This window comes from Sporosarcina sp. NCCP-2331 (genome assembly GCF_023707945.1).
Classification (GTDB): Bacteria; Bacillota; Bacilli; order Bacillales_A; family Planococcaceae; genus Sporosarcina; species Sporosarcina cascadiensis.
This window is the reverse complement of record NZ_BRCD01000003.1, coordinates 1-17,214: the sequence shown is the minus strand read 5'-3', so window position 1 is coordinate 17,214 and position 17,214 is coordinate 1. Positions and strand designations below refer to the sequence as shown.

Here is a 17,214-nt window from a genome sequence, read left to right as displayed (position 1 = left end):
ATGTGCTTGATAATCAATTTAATGAGCAGTTTGAGAAGGGGTTTCGCATAATAGGATCGTAAATGGGTGGATACCGTTTCCCTACGTTCCAGGCGGGCAGCGTGTCTTGCGGACCCGCGGTGAGCCAAGCGAACAGCGAAGGGTTCGCTTTGCCGTATTTCTGCGTCCTTTGCAGAAATTAAGGCAAACTGTGCTCATAACGCTACGCTTTTATTCGCAAAAGCCTTTCTTCGTAAAGGCTTTCGCTCCCGCAAGTTGTCTCACCTGTCGGGCTGATCCTCCCAGAGTCGCCTAAAACCAGTGCTCCTAACGCTGCGCTTTTACTCGCAAAAGCCGTTCTTCGTGACGGCTTTCACTCCGGTACACTGGCTGGTTATTCAGGAATTATTATATGAATGGCAGTCATGAGCATGCTATTTGAGTTTATTACGTAAGGTGTGGCTTTTCATGCAATACTTAGCATTCTGCAAAAGCTTAGATTCTTGTGTTGAATGCATTTGCAAAGTCCAGAAACGGGAACTCCACCAACTAAATCCACACTCTGCAAAAAAGCAACATGTTATACTTTCCCCACATCAGCGAAGGCGCAACTGCGGGGTAGGCCGTGGCTGTGAGACTGCTGGCACGTTTTTCGCCAGTAGGCTCATAGCGTAAGGCAATCCCCAGCGTCGAAGCGGGTTTAAACTGCAGCATGATTTTCGCAATACTTACATGACAAGTTGTCAAGAACAGATTTTGGTGCAGTCGTTATAAACGGACTCTATTATTTCCCATTACCTTATTAATATGTGAAAATTAAAACAGTTAGGAGTGAGTGACTTGATTCGATTTGACGAGGTTTCGAAAAGTTATGATGGTGAACGTTTGGTGGTGGATTCAATAAATTTACAGATCGAGCGCGGAGAGTTTTTAGTGCTGGTCGGCCCAAGCGGGTGCGGGAAGACCACTACACTGAAGATGATTAACCGCTTAATTCCGTTAACAAAGGGAACAATCCGGCTCGATGAAAAAAGAATCAGTGATTATCCGATACATGAGCTGCGCTGGCAGATCGGCTATGTGCTGCAGCAGATTGCACTTTTCCCGCATATGACGATTGAAGAGAATATCGCGGTGGTGCCTGAATTGATCGGCTGGAAAAAACAGCGGATTCAGGAGCGGGTAACAGAACTGCTCGAAATGGTCGGACTAGATCCATCTATTTACCGCCGCCGCAAGCCGAGCGAGCTGTCAGGCGGACAGCAGCAGCGGGTCGGCGTCGTACGTGCACTCGCTGCTGATCCGGATATTTTATTGATGGACGAGCCTTTCAGTGCGCTCGATCCGATCAGTCGGGTGAAACTCCAGGATGATATGCTGGAACTTCAGCGCAATATTCAAAAGACCATTGTATTTGTGACGCATGATTTGCAGGAAGCTTTTAAAATGGGTGATCGTGTCTGCATTATGAACGCGGGGAAAATTGAACAGGTAGCGCCGCCCCAAGAAATCCTGACACATCCCGCGACGCCTTTTGTGCGGGAGTTCACGGCAGCAGCTATAGCGAGAACATTCTCTATTGAAGACTATTTAGAGCCGTTGCCGGACGGCTTCATTTCATCTTTTGCGCTTTCCATCGACAGCGGCTGGGGAGCTTTAGTACAGGAGCTGAAAAATAAGGAACGTGTGGCGATTGAGAAAGACGGCCGGATTGCCGGTTTCATAACGAGAGACAGCATTATGCAATTTTTAGCAGAGCAGTCAATGGAAGGAGCCGTGCCGAATGAATAATTTTCTGGAGGTATTTCAGGACCGCCGCGGACAGCTGCTGAGCGCGCTGCTTGAGCATATTCAAATTTCATTGATTGCGCTGCTGTTCGCTGTGCTCATTGCCATTCCGATCGGCATCTACTTGACCAATCACCGCAAAATCGCGGAATCGGTCATCGGTGCCAGTGCGGTGCTGCAGACCATTCCTTCCCTGGCACTGCTGGGCTTGCTGATCCCTTTATTCGGCATCGGAAAGATTCCAGCCATTATTGCGCTGGTTGCCTACGCGCTGCTGCCAATATTACGCAACACATATACCGGTATTAAGGAAGTTGATCCTTCCTTGAAAGAAGCAGCGACCGCGATGGGCATGAATACGTGGAAACGGCTGGTGAAAGTGGAGCTGCCGCTGGCGATGCCGGTGATGATGGCAGGAATCCGGACCTCGATGGTGTTAATAGTAGGAACAGCTACGCTCGCTGCATTAATCGGGGCAGGCGGTCTCGGTGATTTGATATTGCTCGGGATTGACCGCAATAACCCTTCATTGATTGTACTCGGCGCTATTCCGGCTGCTCTGCTTGCACTGTTCTTCGATTTCCTGTTAAAGATATTTGAAGGCCTTTCATTCAAAAAAGCAATGACTTCATTTACTGTATTTGTTATGGTGGCTGTCTTGATGATTGCAGCTCCTTTGTTCAGCGGAAATGCCAAAGACTCGATCGTTATCGGGGGCAAACTCGGTGCTGAACCCGAGATCCTGATTAATATGTATAAACTGCTGATTGAAGATCAGACCGATCTGACAGTTGAATTAAAGCCGGGGCTCGGCAAGACCTCGTTCGTATTTAATGCACTTCAATCAGGAAGCATCGATTTATATCCCGAATTCACGGGGACCGCAATTTCTGAGTTTCTGAAAGAGGAAGCCGTCAGCAATGACCGGGAGCAAGTGTATGAACAGGCAAGAGCGGGCTTGGAAGAAAAGTTCGACTTAGCACTGCTGCCGCCAATGGATTACAACAATACTTACACGCTGGCTGTTTCAAAAGAGTTCCAGCAAAAGTACAATCTGCAAACGATATCAGACCTCGCTGCAGTGGAACAGGCCGTCAATGCGGGCTTCACGTTAGAATTCAATGACCGGGAAGACGGTTATCTCGGCATACAAAAACTGTACGGCATTACCTTCCCTTCCGTACAGACGATGGAGCCGAAGCTGCGCTACCAGGCAATTGAAGCAGGCGAAATTAATGTAATGGATGCGTATTCCACAGACAGTGAACTGCGTGAATATGAATTGACCGTACTTGAAGATGATGAAAATTTATTTCCGCCTTATCAAGGAGCCCCTCTGGCAAGAAAAGAAACGCTGAAAAAATATCCCGAACTTGAGGAAGTTCTGAATGTACTTGTCGGACTGGTGACGGATGATGAAATGCGTGAAATGAACTTTCAGGTGAATACAGAGGATAAAAAAGCGGATGAAGTGGCGAAAGAATTCCTGCAAAAGCATGATTTGTTAAATTAATTTTTATTTTTTTATATGACCAACAACCCTTTACTGCCAATTCTCTGTAATTAGTGAGCAAGCTTTTCTTCGAAGATTTCAAGAGTAAAAGAAGTTTATTTTATAGCTGACGGGCTATATTAGAGAATGTAACGTACCAAAACATTTCGAAAAGGAGAGATTTTCATTATGGCACAACGCAACAACAATCAAGACAATAACCGTAACAAAATGTCCCTTGAAGAAGCAGGCAAAAAAGGCGGAGAGGCGACAGCCAGAAACCATGGCCACGAGTTCTATGAAGAAATCGGCAAAAAGGGCGGAGAAGCCCGTGCACGACAGAACGATTCAAATAACAACAAAAATAACTGAACTATGCAGCAGGTGAACAAGTGACAAGACCCGTTTTTGTACTTTACTCCCAATCGCATAGACCTTTGAAAAATTACTATTATAAAAGGAGAGATTTACATTATGGCACAACGTAACAATAATAATAATAATTCAAATAACACCAACAAAATGTCTTTGGAAGAAGCAGGTCAAAAAGGCGGAGAAGCGACTGCTAAAAATCATGGCCATGAATTCTATGAAGAGATCGGGCGCAAGGGCGGAGAAGCCACTGCGAAGAACCACGATAAAGAGTTCTACGAGGAAATCGGCCAAAAAGGCGGAGAGGCTCGCGCCAAGCAGAATAATTCAAACAACAACTCAAACAATAATAAATAATATGTGAAATGATAGACAAGAATTCCCCCTTTTGTCTTCACTTCACCTAGACAAACAGGCCAAAGCAGTGTGATCACCGCTTTGGCCTGTTTTTGCTGTTTTATATTAATCCATCCAAGGAACCTCGATCAATGTACGGCCGATCCACTCGCGTAATATTTCGTTTGTAGGACCCATAATGGCACCTGAGCGTCCGTCACGCACATATCTCTCGACCTGGCCTGTCATATAACCGTGGCTTCCTGAAACTTGCAGGGCTTTATTCGTTACTTTTATTTCATTCTGATAATCTGCTTTTCAATTCCTTGAATGCTCGGAATGAAACAGGACATACCGCACCGTTTGACATGGTGACCGTGCGGTTCCTTCTATCCGCCTCTATGACATGCAGCAAGTTAATTAAGCAGCTCGTATGGCAGCGGTAAAAAGAGGGAGCCATCTCTTCATACTCTTTCATTCTGCCGTAGAATTCATAATTTCCATGTTTTTCATACAAACTCAGTTTATGAGGGATACTGGAAGTTTCGATGAAATAAATATCTTGAAGGCTAATATTTCTAATGCGTTCCCCTATCGTAATTTGAAGAATGTCCGGCTGCGTGTCTTGCCCAATCTGAACATATCTTTCAAAAGCAGCCTGCAGTGCACGCTTTACATCGGAGGCTGTCCGATCCGGTGTATCTTTCACGATATAGTCAAGCGCTGCCAGCTTATAAGTAAATGTGAGTTTGAGGCGATCTGCATGCGTAGTGATAAAAATGATGGACGCCAGCGGATCTTTTTTACGGATTTCTGCAGCCAATGTCATTCCATCCATTTGGTGGTCTAATTCGATATCCAAGAAATAACAATCTGCTTTTTGGTATTCTAAATAGCTCAGTACTTCATCAGGTCTGCTTGCACATAAAACCACTTCCACACCAGGCTGGTGAAAGCCAGCGTAATTCACAATTTCTTTATGGATAAATTCTCTTTGAATCGGATGATCCTCGCAAATTATGACTCTCAATCAAACTCCTCCTTTATCATGATTTCATGGATGAACCATTGATTATCAATGCGGGTATTCCAAGTGATATTCGGATATCCCGACAAGATTCCCCTCACCGCCGGCAAACCCCAGCCCCTGTTCTCTCCTTTGGTCGAATACCGTTCGCCAAATAATGGCTGAACCGGTAGTTCGCTATCCGAGATTCTGTTTTCAATTACAATCACTAATTCGCCCTTCATAGCGAGAAATGCCAAGTTAATTTGTGGATTATCCACAACGACAGAAGCTTCTATCGCATTGTCTAATAAATTTCCTATGACCCGAGACAAATGCAGACGGCTGACAGAGCAATCCTCAATCAACTCTGGCACTTCAACCGAAACAGGTATGGATAATTCATCCGCACGCAGCAGTTTAGTAGAAATTAGACCCTTTATTTCTATCAGCTGAAGCCGGTCTAATTGGCTGAACAATTGGTTTTGGTACAGTGTATGATGCTCTACTTTTGTAACTTCTTCATCAAAATAAGTTTTAAGACCCGTCATATCTCCATTTTCCATATAGCCGCGCATTGAAAGGAGAATATTCGTATGATCATGACGAAAAGCCTGCATATTGCGATTCACTTGTTCCAAGGACTGCATGTACTGAGTGAATTGCTGCTGTTCTATAAACTTTTCCTGAACATCCTGCTCTTTCATCATGGTTTGCAGAAGGATTCTTATCAGGACAAGCATCGTCATAAAGTAAAACAACAGAATGACCAAGTTGCCTGTGGAAATCGGAATTTCCCCTTTTCCACCCGGTAAAAATATCAGCACATAAAAGACTAGGCCTGTGCTGACAGCGACAAGCAGTAATACCAGCTGAGAACTCCCCGGCAGCCTGACTTTATCATCATAGCGGGCCAAAATTTTTTTGTAACCAATCATAATGACAGCAATTTGCAGCAAAATGATGCTGCTGTGAACTGTGATCGACAGATGAAATATATCCACTACAATCAATGCTATGTATTCTGCGAGCACACAGCAGAGATAGATAAATAGTAAATGAAAAAAGGCCAGCTGCTTTCTCGTCATCACAAAAAATAACACGCCGCTTGCCACGATGCTGAAGATCATCGGAATCCACAGCGAGTGCGGATAACTGACAGCCAATACAGCAACGAATGTATTAATCAGCATAGAAGCTATTACTCGCTTGATTGTTATACGCAAATCCATAATATAAAACATCGATCCGTAGATAATCAAAAAATTAAATAGAGCAAAGAGGAAAAACAGATCAGTCACCTCGACACCTCTTTCTATAGTTTGCTGTTCTTTTGTCTGGTAATTGTACAGATATGATGAAATTTCTGACGTTTACGATAAAAACACCACAAATCATCCTGCCATCATTATAATAAGCCATGATCCCGCTTACGGATTATTTTCAAGTCTGGAGGCTTACATGAATATGGAGCGTTTAATAGAAATCAGTAATCAGTCTTTATTTACAGCATTTATTCTCCTGTTGGCCGCAATAGTGCCGATTGGTTTGTCGGTTACATCTACAAACAATTGGACAAGAAAGCTCGGCGTTGGATTGATCTATGCCGCTTTTGTATTGCAGCTCACTTATTTCGTCCTAAGATGGATTGCCATTGAGCACGCGCCGGTAAGCAATATGTATGAATTTATGACGTTTTTCGGTATTATGCTGATCGCAAGTACATTACTACTATATCAGCTATATAAACAAATCGTGCTGGTGCTATTCTCAATCCCTGTCTCATTAATTATATTGGGATTTGGAGGAGTATTCATGAGTGATGCTACTCCCCTGATCCCCGCCCTGCAAAGTAATTGGCTGTCTATCCATGTAATTACTGTAGCCCTCTCCAGCGCCATACTATCGGTTGCGTTTGCAACGGGTGTTATTTATTTGCTGCGTATACTGGATCCGGAAGTTACGTCTGGTCAGACAAGGTGCTTGGAGTTCGTTATGTTTTGTCTCATCTCGGTAATAGGATTCGTCTTTTGTTCCATTGCGTTTTCATTGGGGGCAGATGAAACAATCATCCAATTTGAAAATAAAGAACAAAGTTTGGAACAAGCTGTCTATTCCATGCCTGCGCTTATCGTAAACGAAGGAGCCGTAACTGTTAACGGCGGGCAGCCAATTGGATGGTTGGAACTGCCGAATTCAATAGACGCGGCACAGACTAATACTCTCCTTTGGACGTTTTTGGCAGGCAGCGTACTCTATCTGTTCATTCGACTGCTCACCAGGAAAAAGATCATTCAATTAGTAAAGCCATTTACGAATAAAGTGAGCCCCGTATTGATGGATGAAATCTCGTATCGAGCTGTGATTGTTGGATTTCCGTTATTCTCGCTCGGCGGTCTATTATTTGCGATGATCTGGGCGCATCTTGCATGGGGTCGTTTCTGGGGATGGGACCCGAAGGAAGTATGGGCGCTCATTACGTGGTTGTTTTACGCAGCCTTTTTGCATTTGCGGACCACGCAGGGCTGGGAAGGAAAAAGAACGGCCTGGCTGTCAATTATAGGTTTTGGTCTAATCGTGTTTAATCAAGTATTTGTTAATTTGGTCATTGCGGGTTTGCATTCTTATGCGTAGTATTTGGTGATGGCCGGGCTGCCCAATGAGCGGGCGAGACGTGTCTATGAGCGGACGCGGCATGGCAATGAGCGGCTGGAGGCTGTGTATGAGCGCTGGCGAGGTTTAGGAGCGGCAGCGGGTTCTCTATGAGCGCCCGGCCAAAGTTTATGATCACAGTCGAATGAATTTGACGAAAAAACCGAAAAAACATCCGTCCTATCATCTGCTGATGACAAGACGGATGCTATTTTTAATACAACGGCGCTTTCCACGTGTCTTTCACCGGTACATAGTGTTTCACCGAGAACAGATGCAGTGTCAGCTCTTCCGGTACCTTTTTTAATACAGGAAAATTCAGTGTAAAACCGATGTCTTCATTTGAAATGGAGCCGCTTGGGCCTGATGAGTAGACATTTCCTTCGCCGTCCTCGAGTAGCCAGATGCCCAGCTCACCCGCGTCCTTCTCTCTCTTGCCTTCCATCTCGACTACGAAAGTCTTCGCTCTTCCTACCGGCACGACTGATTTCCTTAAAAAGTAATCCGTCTCATTCTTCGCATGAATCACCTTCATCTGATTGCCTTCAAATTCGAAGGAGAACGCCTTTTTCCTGAGCTCCTTTGGATTGAATGTGATGGAGAAATCCGCCGGCTCTGTCTTGTACACGCCGTCCAGCACGAACGTCATGTCCGGCTGTTCCTTCTGCGGCACGAACGAGTTCACCCACTTGAGATTCCCTATTGTCTCCAGGTTTTCACCCGTTCCCTGCAGCATCCCCGCGTCGCTCACATATCCTTCTTCCGTATCCCAGCGATTCCAAGAATACAGATCCGCACCGCTTTCATCCTCTAAATGATACGCGATTTCAGGATCAAACGTACGCATCAATGATTCCACCGGCTCCGCACCGAACCGCTGCTTGAACTCCTCTCCCGCCTTCTCCATTCTTGCGCGTTCTTCTTCCGTGAATGAAGTCTCATAAAAGAGCTCAGTAGATGAAGGTGCCATCTGCATTTTCTGCAGTTCGATTGCCACGCCATCCGTGTCAAATGAAGCACCCTTCAGCGGCCGCGTTTGGGTCAGCTGACGCTTTTCGCTGAGATCCACCGGAACATCAAGCTGCCAATTCCCTTTCTCTCCGCGCAACTCGGTGACATCAAATCGGATCGTCAGTTGATCGATATCCTCATATCCGCGCAATGAAAGCTCATATACTCCATAATCGCCGCCATCCCACCAACTGTATCCAAGCTGGTCCAATTCATTTCCATTCTGGTCGATTGCCATGACACGGTTTGGAGTGTCATCCTCTTCCATATAGGCATTTTTCGGCTTGCCGTTTTTTAATACTTGATAGGAAAGCGTGATGCGTGAAGAGTCCGCCATCACATCCTCGACCTTCAATGTAATCCCCTGATCTTCCACCGCCAGATCCACTCGTTCTGCAAGCCCCGCTTCCATCGCCAAGCGAAGTCCGTCGTCCGCTTGTTCGGTGTTGAAGAAGCCCCCGATCAATTGAGCAAAACTCGGACTTAATGCCGCACTCAGCCCGACTGCCAGCACGACACCGGCTGCGGACAACATCAATTTTTTCCAAGGCGATTTTCGTTTTCTAACTTGCTGCTCATACGGTTCCAGCTGGTCCACTATTTTCGACGCAAAATCATCAGGCAGCCCAGGTGTTTGGAGAGTTTCCACCATAAAACGTTGCTCCCCGAGGAACGCTTCCACTACTTCCCGGCACTGCGTGCAGTCTTCCAGATGCGCCTGCACAAGGTCTGTTTCTTTTTCCGTCAATAAGTCATCGACATATTTTGATAAATCATCTATCGTTGGACAGTTCATGAAAATAGCCTCCTTCTCGTTTTACTGTTTCCCTCATTTTCTTTTTCGCCCGATGAAGTTTATTGCGAACAGTAGACAATGGGGTATCTGTCACTTCACTGATTTCTTCATAACTTAGTTCATTCGCATAACGCAGCAGGATGATCAATCGCTCATCTTCCGGAAGCGTGGCAAGCAGCCGTTCCAATTGCCGTTGTTTTTCTTTCTTCAAAAACACCACTTCGGGATGATTGCGGTCGACTGCCTGTTCTTCTGCAAACTCTGAAGGCACGGCTTGATGCCGCTTCTTCCTGAATTCATCCATACAATGATTCACAGCCACCCGATACAGCCAACTGGAGAAAGATCCGGTTTCTTTATACTTATCCAGCTGATGATACACTTTCAAAAATGCCTCCTGCACAAAGTCCTGTGCATCCTGCGGGTTCCGCGTCATCCGCAAAATCACGGCATAGAGCGGATTTTTGTATTTATCGATAATATGGGCGTACGCCTGCTTATTCCCCGCAAGCACCTCACGCACCCACTGAACATCCTCTTCCATAAGAACCTCCCTATCCAACGACCATGCGCATGTCTCGTTTCTTTATTTCATTCAGTATAACGGGTGCAGGATGGAAAACATTTCACTTTCCCAGTAAAATATTTTTACAAATGAATAACTGAAGGTTTTGAAAACTGTTATACTTGAAGAATAGAAGTAGAGGAGGTGCAGCGAAGTGAGGAAAATCATCCTGCTGTTCTGCCTGATCAGCGTGCTGGCGCTCGGTGCCTGTGCGGCGTCCGATAAAAATAAACTGACCATCCCTGAACTGACAGACCGCGAAGAACAAATCATTCAAACAGCTGCAGACCAGGTATTTATATTTGATTATGCAGCTGATCAAACCTATTCCGGCATTTCGCTTTGGATGGATAAATACGAAAAAGGGGAAAAGATCGGGGGGCCGCTCAGTGAGCTATCCATGCCATTGCCCGGCGAATCTACGAACGGAACATTAATCATGGCCATCAAACCGTACGACGATAAATTATTATTCTCGGCCAGCATCAGCGGGGCCGGTTTAATGAGTGAAGATCAGCTGCCGGAAATTGAAGACATGGCTACGCTGACAGCCGTCAATCCGCAGGAAGGCCTGCCGCTTTCGGAGAACATGCTGCTCGGTGCAATGGTCTATACAAACAGTTCAGAAGGCGTAATTGTCAGTTCCATTTCTGGTGATTTCTTCGAACAGAAGGAAGGCTATTTGGAGAAATTGAAGGAGTATGATGTAGCGTATTTAGTGAGGGCTTCGTTTAAGAAGTGAGGAAAGGTGCGGTAAACAGTCCGATTGGTTCGGTTCCGGCCTGGTTTGGTTCGTTTACAGCCTCGTTTGGTTCGATAATGATGATTAATGGTTCGGCACAGGAGGGTTTTGGCGCGGTTCAAGGCTGTTTTGGTTCGAATCTACAGCACTTCGATGCATCTAGGCACCCCTTTCGCTCCACACAATAAAAAAACCGCCGGGAAATCGTATCACCTACGATTTCCCGGCAGCCTTTACCCTTGCAAATATTCTTTTACAGCCTGCGAAACAGTCTTTCCTTCAGCGCGTCCGGCGACTTCTTTCATCACCGTGCCGATCGCCTGGCCCATCGGCGTGTCTTTTGAGATGCCGAGTGAGCTGATTAATTCCTTCACTTCTTCGACATTCATCTGTTTTGGCAGATAGGATTCAACAATCGTGATCTTCGCTTTTTCAGCTTCCACAATATCATCCCGATCCGCTTTTTGCGCTTCTTCAAGAGATTGTTTCGTCTGCTTGAGTTCGCGCTGGACGATTTTAATTTCCTCTTCTTCTGTTAATTCACGCTTCAGTTCCAGCTCCTCGTTCTGCAGACCCGCACGCAATAAATTGATAACGCCTTTTTTCATCTGGTCTTTTTCTTTCATTGCTGTCTTGATATCTGCCATCAGCCGTTCTTTTAATTCAGACATTCTGATCCCTCATTTCTAAAGTGTTAGTATCAGTATACAAAAAATTACTGCTTTCAGTCGCTTTTTTTCTCTTGAAGAGGGATTTGGAAAGAAATCTCTGTTCCTTTTCCTTCTTCGCTCAAAATAAATAAACCTTTGCCAAACAGCTGCTTACAACGTCGGTCGGTGTTGACGATTCCAATTCCGTTTCCATCTTGGATCGATTCCCCACTGGTCAGTTCCTGGACTTTTGCCGAATTCATTCCGACTCCGTCATCTATAATCGAGACTTCTGTATAATCTGTATGATTGGTAATTCGTATCGTGACAGTGCCTCCTTCCACCTTTTTCAAAACACCATGTCTGATGGCATTTTCGACAAGCGGCTGAATCGACAGCGGAGGTATTTGAATAGCCGGTTTATTATCAGTTTCCCATTCAATTCGCAGCCGTTCACCGAAGCGTTCCTGTTCAATATAGACATAAGAACGTGTGAGATCCAGTTCTTCCTCTAACGGAATAAGGGAATCGATATTGACATTGCTGAAACTTCTACGTAAATAGTTGGCGAATTCTTCAAGCAGACGAAGCATTCGTTTCGTGTCAAATTCAGCCAATGAAGCGATGGTATTGAGCGTATTGAATAGAAAATGCGGCTGTATTTGCGCCTGGAGCCAAGCCGCCTCCATCCGCAGTTGCTGATGAATAGATTGTTTTAATTCGATTAACCCTTCTACACGCATTTTCAATTCCATTGAGTCTACAGGCTTTGCGACATAATCGTTTGCACCTGCATCAAATCCTGTATAGATATCTTGCAATTCACTTCTTGCCGTTAGCAGCAAAATCGGTAATTCAGACATTGTATAGAGTTGGCGGATATATCGTGTCAATTCATAACCGGACATTCGCGGCATCATCACATCAGAAATAACCAGGTCAAACTCTTTCCTCTTTACATAGGCAAGCGCGTCTTCACCGCTGGTAGCTGTCGTGACCTCATAGTCTGAATCCAGCAGCATTGACATAACCCGGACATTTACAGGATCGTCATCAACGATTAAAATAGCTGCTTTTTCATTAACGGAAGCACTGTTTATTGGAAGACTTGAAGATTCGGCTGTGAAAATAGAGGATTTATTTGGATTGGCCGCTGGCAGCGCAGTTTTTGGCTGATGAGTTGCTTCCAGTTCCGGCTCAGGTGATAATGGCAGTGTGACAGTAAAGACGGTACCTTCGCCAACAGATGAAGCAACTGTGATTTTACCGCCATGCAGCTCTGCAAGCTCTCTACAAACTGCAAGACCTAAGCCAATCCCTCCTTGCGAAGTGGCTCTGCTATGCTCTTGTTCATACGGCTCGAACACTTTTTCTTGCATTGCTTCGCTCATACCGATGCCTGTATCTAAAACATGAATCGCAGCCATACCTTTCTCTTGCGTTGCGCTTACGACGATATGGCCTTCATTGGTGTACTTAATCGCATTCTGGATCAAGTTGGATAATATCTGAATCAGCCGGTTTTCATCCGCATACACTGGCGGAAAATCATCTTCCACCTCAAGATGCAGCTGCACAGGTTTACCATCCAGTACATAACGGTTCAAATCAAATATGCCGGGGACAATCCCTTGAATCCTGACACTTTTTTGATCAAGCCGTATAAAACCCTCCCGCAAGCGCGTCACATCCAGTAAATCATTGAGCAACAGAGTCATTCGCTGACCAACACTCACAAGCAACTCCAAACTGTTTTTGTCCTTTTCGGACTGACTTTTATTGTTCATAAGAGTTTGTGCAATTGTAATGATTCCGTGGAGAGGATTACGCAACTCATGGGCAGTATTCGCCAGGAACCCATCTTTTTGCTGATCGGCAGACTGCAGCTTCAGTGTTTGCTCCTCGTTTACTTTCACTACCCTGTCATGTTGCTTTAATAAGAGAAACGCAATAACCACTACAGAAACGATAAAGTCGAACGGGTAATACGGTATGTGAAGGCCGCCCGCTTTGATGATGGATCCCCAGATAACATTTGATGAGTAGCATGCTATCCAAAACAGGATGAAAATCGCCTCAGAGTAGCCTTTGCGAATTGTTTTTATCGTCTGGCTGAATAGAAAATACAGCGAACTTATATAAAACAGGGATAGCGGCACGCTCAGGTACAATGAATGCGCGTATGGAATGACAGTCAGCGCAATGGCGAGCACCGCATACAGCCCCGTTATATAAGTAAGAAACCGGCTTTTGATGTTAAATAAATGCTTGACGACATACAACATCGCCAGCAGGATACTCATGAATAAAAACATCAGCAGGTGATTGGCTGCCTGTACTCCTATTGGCAGCTGAATGACCGCATCATCGTCCAGCAAAATGGAAAACGCGCTGATCACCAGGAAGATTCCATAGATCAGCAGCTGTCTTTGACCTTTTCTTTTGCCGGAGAAGTAAATCGCAAATGCATAGAGACTATGAAGCAAATAAATGATGCCGACTGTCAGTTGCAGAGAAAAAGATTGATTAGCCTCTTTAATGACAGCCGTATCGGAACCGATCATCACTGACTCCAGGATTCCTCCGCCAAAAGGATATTCATAATTGGAGACATGGACCAATAATTCGATGTCACTTTTATTCTTGTGAAATAACGCGTAAAACGGACCGCGCACGGAAGCATTTTTAGTACCCGCTTCATTTGGCGTATTATATTCCCCGACTTGTTTGCCATTTACAAAGACCGCAGCCGCCGTTTTTATTTCTTTGAATCGCAATCCGTATAACTGCTGCTCACTGTCAGGCAGCTTAATGGTAATCCGATATGTGCCGTAACCATAACCCGTTTTCTGTTCTGCATCGGCGATTTGCTCTTTCCAGTCTTGCGGGACATGTATATATCCGCTTGGAACTTCCAATTTGCCAGTCATAGAAGGCTCAATGAACTCCTCCGGATAAAACTCCCATTCACCGTCAAGTGAAATGGTCTGATCATCGGTAAACGTCCAACCCCGTAAATCAATGACACCTTTTTCCGCTTGCACGTTGTCAGGCGACTGAAAATAGGAGATCCAACCAATTCTCGAGATGGTTAACGTCAATATAAATAAACTCCCAAGTAGAAAAATCTTCTTTTTTGGCATGGCACTCCTGCTGTTGCCTCCAACCATAGAACTCAATCCCTTTTCGATTTTCAGCTTCCTTCCCACTGGATATACTCCAATAAATTACTTGGAAAAGGATACCTATTCCTTTTACTTTATCCTACGTCTCCGTAAAATACAATGCGATTTCCGCGGAGGAAAACAGTGTTGTCGTCTTCCATTTCTCAATGGAAACAGGCCCTGTTAAATTGACGAATCTACTCCGCTGGTTTACACTTTTCATTAAGCAGCTCCTTCTGATAGCATAAGGCCTTCCCTTATCTACGCGAGGAGTTTTTTGACATGTATATACCCAAAGGAGTTTAACTATATGAAAAAAAGTGTTGTATTGGCGGAAAAGCCTTCCGTGGCGCGGGATATTGCCCGTGTGCTTAATTGTAATAAAAAAGGAAACGGTTATTTAGAAGGAGATAAATATATCGTGACATGGGCGCTTGGACATTTGGTGACGCTTGCCGATCCCGAGACGTACGATACGAAATATAAGGCGTGGAAGCTGGAAGACTTGCCGATGATGCCCGAAGATCTGAAATTGACGGTCATTAAGCAGACAGGCAAGCAATATAATACGGTGAAATCACAGCTCACGCGCTCCGATGTGTCGAATATCATCATTGGAACGGACGCAGGACGCGAAGGGGAGCTTGTTGCACGATGGATTATCGAGAAGGCGAAAGTGAAGAAGCCGATTCAGCGCTTGTGGATTTCATCCGTTACAGATAAAGCAATCAAAGATGGATTTGCTCAGCTGAAGCCGGGCAAAGCTTATGAAAATCTGTATGAAGCAGCGGTCGCCCGTTCCGAAGCCGACTGGTATATCGGACTGAATGCCACCCGCGCGCTGACGACGAAATTCAACGCCCAGCTGAACTGCGGCCGTGTCCAGACACCTGTTGTCGCCATCATTGCGAAGCGCGAGGAAGAGATCAACACATTCCGTGCGAAAACATTTTACGGCATCGAAGCGCAGACCGATTCGAAATTAAAGCTGACGTGGCAGGATGGAAAAACGAATGACACGCGTTCATTCGACCGTGAAAAACTGTCTGCCATCGTCAAGAAAATTGACGGTAAGCCGGCGGTCATCGAAAATGTCGACAAAAAAGCTAAAAAGACGTTCTCGCCGGGACTGTATGACCTGACCGAATTGCAGCGTGACGCCAACAAGCTTTTCGGCTATTCTGCGAAAGAAACGCTGAACATCATGCAAAAGCTTTACGAGCAGCACAAACTGCTGACGTATCCGCGTACTGATTCGCGTTTCCTGTCTAGCGATCTCGTCGCCACATTGCCGGAACGTCTGAAGTCCGCCGGCATCGGTGAGTACCGTTCAGCTGCCAATAAAATCCTGAAGAAACCGATCAAAGTGAATAAATCATTCGTCGACGACACCAAAGTATCCGATCACCACGCGATCATCCCGACAGAAGAAATTGTTCTGCTCGATAAACTGTCCGATAAAGAACGCCGGATTTATGACTTGGTCGTCAAACGCTTTCTGGCTGTCCTGTTTCCTGCCCATGAGTACGAACAGCTCACAGTCCAAGCGAAAATCGCCGATGAACGCTTCACGGCGCGCGGCAAAACCGTTCTCGTTCCCGGCTGGAAAGAAGTTTATAATAACCAGTTCGATGAAGAGGAAGCAGAGCAGGATACGAAAGAACAGCTGCTGCCGAATCTCTCAAAAGGCGATACATTAAAAGTTCAGCTGATTAAAGAAACATCCGGCCAGACCAAACCGCCGGCGCGTTTCAATGAAGCAACTCTTTTATCCGCGATGGAAAACCCGGTGAAATATATGGACGGCACGCAGGACAAAAAGCTGGCGGACACGCTGAAATCCACCGGCGGACTCGGCACAGTCGCGACCCGTGCGGATATCATCGATAAATTATTTAATTCCTTCCTGATCGAGAAACGCGGAAAAGATATCCACGTGACGAATAAAGGGAAGCAGCTGCTGGAATTAGTGCCGGACGAACTGAAGTCACCTACTCTGACTGCTGAGTGGGAATTGAAGCTCGAGAAAATCGCCAAAGGCCAATTGAAGAAGGAAGCTTTCATTAATGAAATGAAGGGCTATACGAAAGAGATTGTGTCGGAGATTAAAGCGAGTGATGCCAAGTTCAAGCATGATAATATTTCGACGAAAACCTGTCCGGACTGCGGCAAGCCGATGCTCGAAGTGAATGGCAAGCACGGCAAGATGCTTGTCTGCCAGGACCGCGAATGCGGCCACCGCAAAAACGTCTCGCGTGTTACGAATGCCCGCTGTCCGCAGTGTAAGAAGAAAATGGAGCTTCGCGGAGAAGGCGAAGGACAGATTTTCACTTGTAAATGCGGTTACCGCGAGAAGCTTTCTACATTTAAAGCGCGTCGCGAGAAAGAGTCGAAAGGCAAAGTAAATAAACGTGATGTACAGAAGTATTTGAAGAATAATAATGACGAGGAACCGGTCAATAATCCATTTGCGGATGCATTGAAAGGTTTGAAGCTGGACGACTGATCGGCGTTTGGTTCGTGCAACTGTGCATTTGGGGCGGCCAGCGTGAACTTTGGTGCGGTGCCGGACCGGTTTGGCGCGGCGGGCCTGAGTATTGGTTCGCTGCCGGGCCGGTTTGGTGGGCCTGAGTTTTGGCTCGCTGCCGGGCCGGTTTGGCG

At 45.7% G+C, this 17,214-nt stretch carries 15 protein-coding genes; 7 read left to right on the top strand and 8 right to left on the bottom strand.

Translation table 11 applies throughout. The features are described 5' to 3' along the window. Nucleotides 1–819 precede the first annotated feature (819 nt). From NCCP2331_RS02385 to NCCP2331_RS02370, 4 genes are all read left to right on the top strand, one after another. Nucleotides 820–1,770, top strand: a complete 951-nt coding sequence (locus tag NCCP2331_RS02385) for an ABC transporter ATP-binding protein (RefSeq protein WP_251668228.1) — start codon at nt 820–822, stop codon at nt 1,768–1,770. Continuing rightward, nucleotides 1,763–3,280, top strand: a complete 1,518-nt coding sequence (gene opuFB, locus NCCP2331_RS02380) for an osmoprotectant update ABC transporter permease/substrate-binding subunit OpuFB (RefSeq protein ID WP_251668227.1) — start codon at nt 1,763–1,765, stop codon at nt 3,278–3,280. The genes NCCP2331_RS02385 and opuFB overlap by 8 nt, the downstream gene beginning before the upstream one ends. 168 nt (nt 3,281–3,448) lie before the next feature. Continuing rightward, complete coding sequence (locus NCCP2331_RS02375) at nt 3,449–3,631, top strand: KGG domain-containing protein (protein ID WP_251668226.1); 183 nt, start codon at nt 3,449–3,451, stop codon at nt 3,629–3,631. A gap of 102 nt (nt 3,632–3,733) precedes the next feature. Continuing rightward, entirely contained in the window at nt 3,734–3,988 is a 255-nt protein-coding gene (locus NCCP2331_RS02370; RefSeq protein WP_251668225.1) for a KGG domain-containing protein, read from the top strand. A gap of 105 nt (nt 3,989–4,093) precedes the next feature. Here the strand turns inward: NCCP2331_RS02370 and NCCP2331_RS02365 are convergent, their stop codons facing one another. Genes NCCP2331_RS02365 through NCCP2331_RS02355 form a run of 3 tightly spaced genes read right to left on the bottom strand, consistent with a single transcriptional unit; the run spans nt 4,094 to nt 6,274 of the window. After that, nucleotides 4,094–4,264, bottom strand: coding sequence for an acyl-CoA dehydrogenase family protein (locus tag NCCP2331_RS02365; protein ID WP_264879213.1), 171 nt, complete (start codon nt 4,262–4,264; stop codon nt 4,094–4,096). 1 nt (nt 4,265) lies between these two features. Further along, nucleotides 4,266–4,997, bottom strand: a complete 732-nt coding sequence (locus tag NCCP2331_RS02360; protein WP_251668221.1) for a LytR/AlgR family response regulator transcription factor — start codon at nt 4,995–4,997, stop codon at nt 4,266–4,268. Next, nucleotides 4,994–6,274 carry a sensor histidine kinase gene (locus NCCP2331_RS02355; RefSeq protein WP_251668219.1) on the bottom strand — a complete coding sequence of 427 codons (1,281 nt, stop codon included), beginning with the start codon at nt 6,272–6,274 and terminating at the stop codon, nt 4,994–4,996. Before NCCP2331_RS02355 ends, NCCP2331_RS02360 begins: the two co-directional genes overlap by 4 nt. A 160-nt stretch (nt 6,275–6,434) precedes the next feature. Between NCCP2331_RS02355 and ccsB the strand changes: the two genes are divergently transcribed. Continuing rightward, on the top strand, nt 6,435–7,607 hold the full coding sequence (gene ccsB / locus NCCP2331_RS02350) for a c-type cytochrome biogenesis protein CcsB (protein WP_251668217.1): 1,173 nt from the start codon (nt 6,435–6,437) through the stop codon (nt 7,605–7,607). A 232-nt stretch (nt 7,608–7,839) separates the two neighbouring features. Here ccsB and NCCP2331_RS02345 read toward each other — a convergent pair whose 3' ends face one another. Beyond that, nucleotides 7,840–9,432: a DUF4179 domain-containing protein gene (locus NCCP2331_RS02345; protein ID WP_251668215.1), complete on the bottom strand. Its 1,593-nt coding sequence runs from the start codon at nt 9,430–9,432 to the stop codon at nt 7,840–7,842. Then, nucleotides 9,410–9,976, bottom strand: coding sequence for an RNA polymerase sigma factor (locus tag NCCP2331_RS02340; RefSeq protein WP_251668213.1), 567 nt, complete (start codon nt 9,974–9,976; stop codon nt 9,410–9,412). The genes NCCP2331_RS02345 and NCCP2331_RS02340 overlap by 23 nt, the downstream gene beginning before the upstream one ends. A 175-nt stretch (nt 9,977–10,151) precedes the next feature. Between NCCP2331_RS02340 and NCCP2331_RS02335 the strand changes: the two genes are divergently transcribed. Further along, a complete protein-coding gene (locus NCCP2331_RS02335) occupies nt 10,152–10,739 on the top strand; it encodes a hypothetical protein (RefSeq protein WP_251668211.1) in 588 nt (195 codons plus the stop codon). Between the two features lie 233 nt (nt 10,740–10,972). Here the strand turns inward: NCCP2331_RS02335 and NCCP2331_RS02330 are convergent, their stop codons facing one another. From NCCP2331_RS02330 to NCCP2331_RS18365, 3 genes are all read right to left on the bottom strand, one after another. Continuing rightward, nucleotides 10,973–11,410, bottom strand: coding sequence for a GatB/YqeY domain-containing protein (locus tag NCCP2331_RS02330; protein ID WP_251668209.1), 438 nt, complete (start codon nt 11,408–11,410; stop codon nt 10,973–10,975). A gap of 53 nt (nt 11,411–11,463) precedes the next feature. Then, nucleotides 11,464–14,490: a hybrid sensor histidine kinase/response regulator gene (locus NCCP2331_RS02325; RefSeq protein ID WP_251668207.1), complete on the bottom strand. Its 3,027-nt coding sequence runs from the start codon at nt 14,488–14,490 to the stop codon at nt 11,464–11,466. A gap of 163 nt (nt 14,491–14,653) precedes the next feature. Then, nucleotides 14,654–14,776 carry a hypothetical protein gene (locus tag NCCP2331_RS18365; RefSeq protein WP_285835507.1) on the bottom strand — a complete coding sequence of 41 codons (123 nt, stop codon included), beginning with the start codon at nt 14,774–14,776 and terminating at the stop codon, nt 14,654–14,656. Nucleotides 14,777–14,863: 87 nt separating this feature from the next. On the opposite strand from NCCP2331_RS18365, the gene NCCP2331_RS02320 reads away from it, so the two are divergent. Further along, nucleotides 14,864–17,059, top strand: a complete 2,196-nt coding sequence (locus NCCP2331_RS02320; RefSeq protein WP_251668205.1) for a DNA topoisomerase III — start codon at nt 14,864–14,866, stop codon at nt 17,057–17,059. The last annotated feature ends 155 nt before the right edge of the window (nt 17,060–17,214 follow it).

Excerpts from the sequence above, each read along its gene's own strand:
- NCCP2331_RS02370 (WP_251668225.1), top strand. The coding sequence starts at position 3,734 with ATGGCACAACGTAACAATAATAATAATAATTCAAATAACACCAACAAA.
- NCCP2331_RS02320 (WP_251668205.1), top strand. The coding sequence starts at position 14,864 with ATGAAAAAAAGTGTTGTATTGGCGGAAAAGCCTTCCGTGGCGCGGGAT.
- opuFB (WP_251668227.1), top strand. The coding sequence starts at position 1,763 with ATGAATAATTTTCTGGAGGTATTTCAGGACCGCCGCGGACAGCTGCTG.
- NCCP2331_RS02375 (WP_251668226.1), top strand. The coding sequence starts at position 3,449 with ATGGCACAACGCAACAACAATCAAGACAATAACCGTAACAAAATGTCC.
- NCCP2331_RS02330 (WP_251668209.1), bottom strand. The coding sequence starts at position 11,410 with ATGTCTGAATTAAAAGAACGGCTGATGGCAGATATCAAGACAGCAATG.
- ccsB (WP_251668217.1), top strand. The coding sequence starts at position 6,435 with ATGAATATGGAGCGTTTAATAGAAATCAGTAATCAGTCTTTATTTACA.
- NCCP2331_RS18365 (WP_285835507.1), bottom strand. The coding sequence starts at position 14,776 with ATGAAAAGTGTAAACCAGCGGAGTAGATTCGTCAATTTAACAGGGCCT.
- NCCP2331_RS02345 (WP_251668215.1), bottom strand. The coding sequence starts at position 9,432 with ATGAACTGTCCAACGATAGATGATTTATCAAAATATGTCGATGACTTA.
- NCCP2331_RS02340 (WP_251668213.1), bottom strand. The coding sequence starts at position 9,976 with ATGGAAGAGGATGTTCAGTGGGTGCGTGAGGTGCTTGCGGGGAATAAG.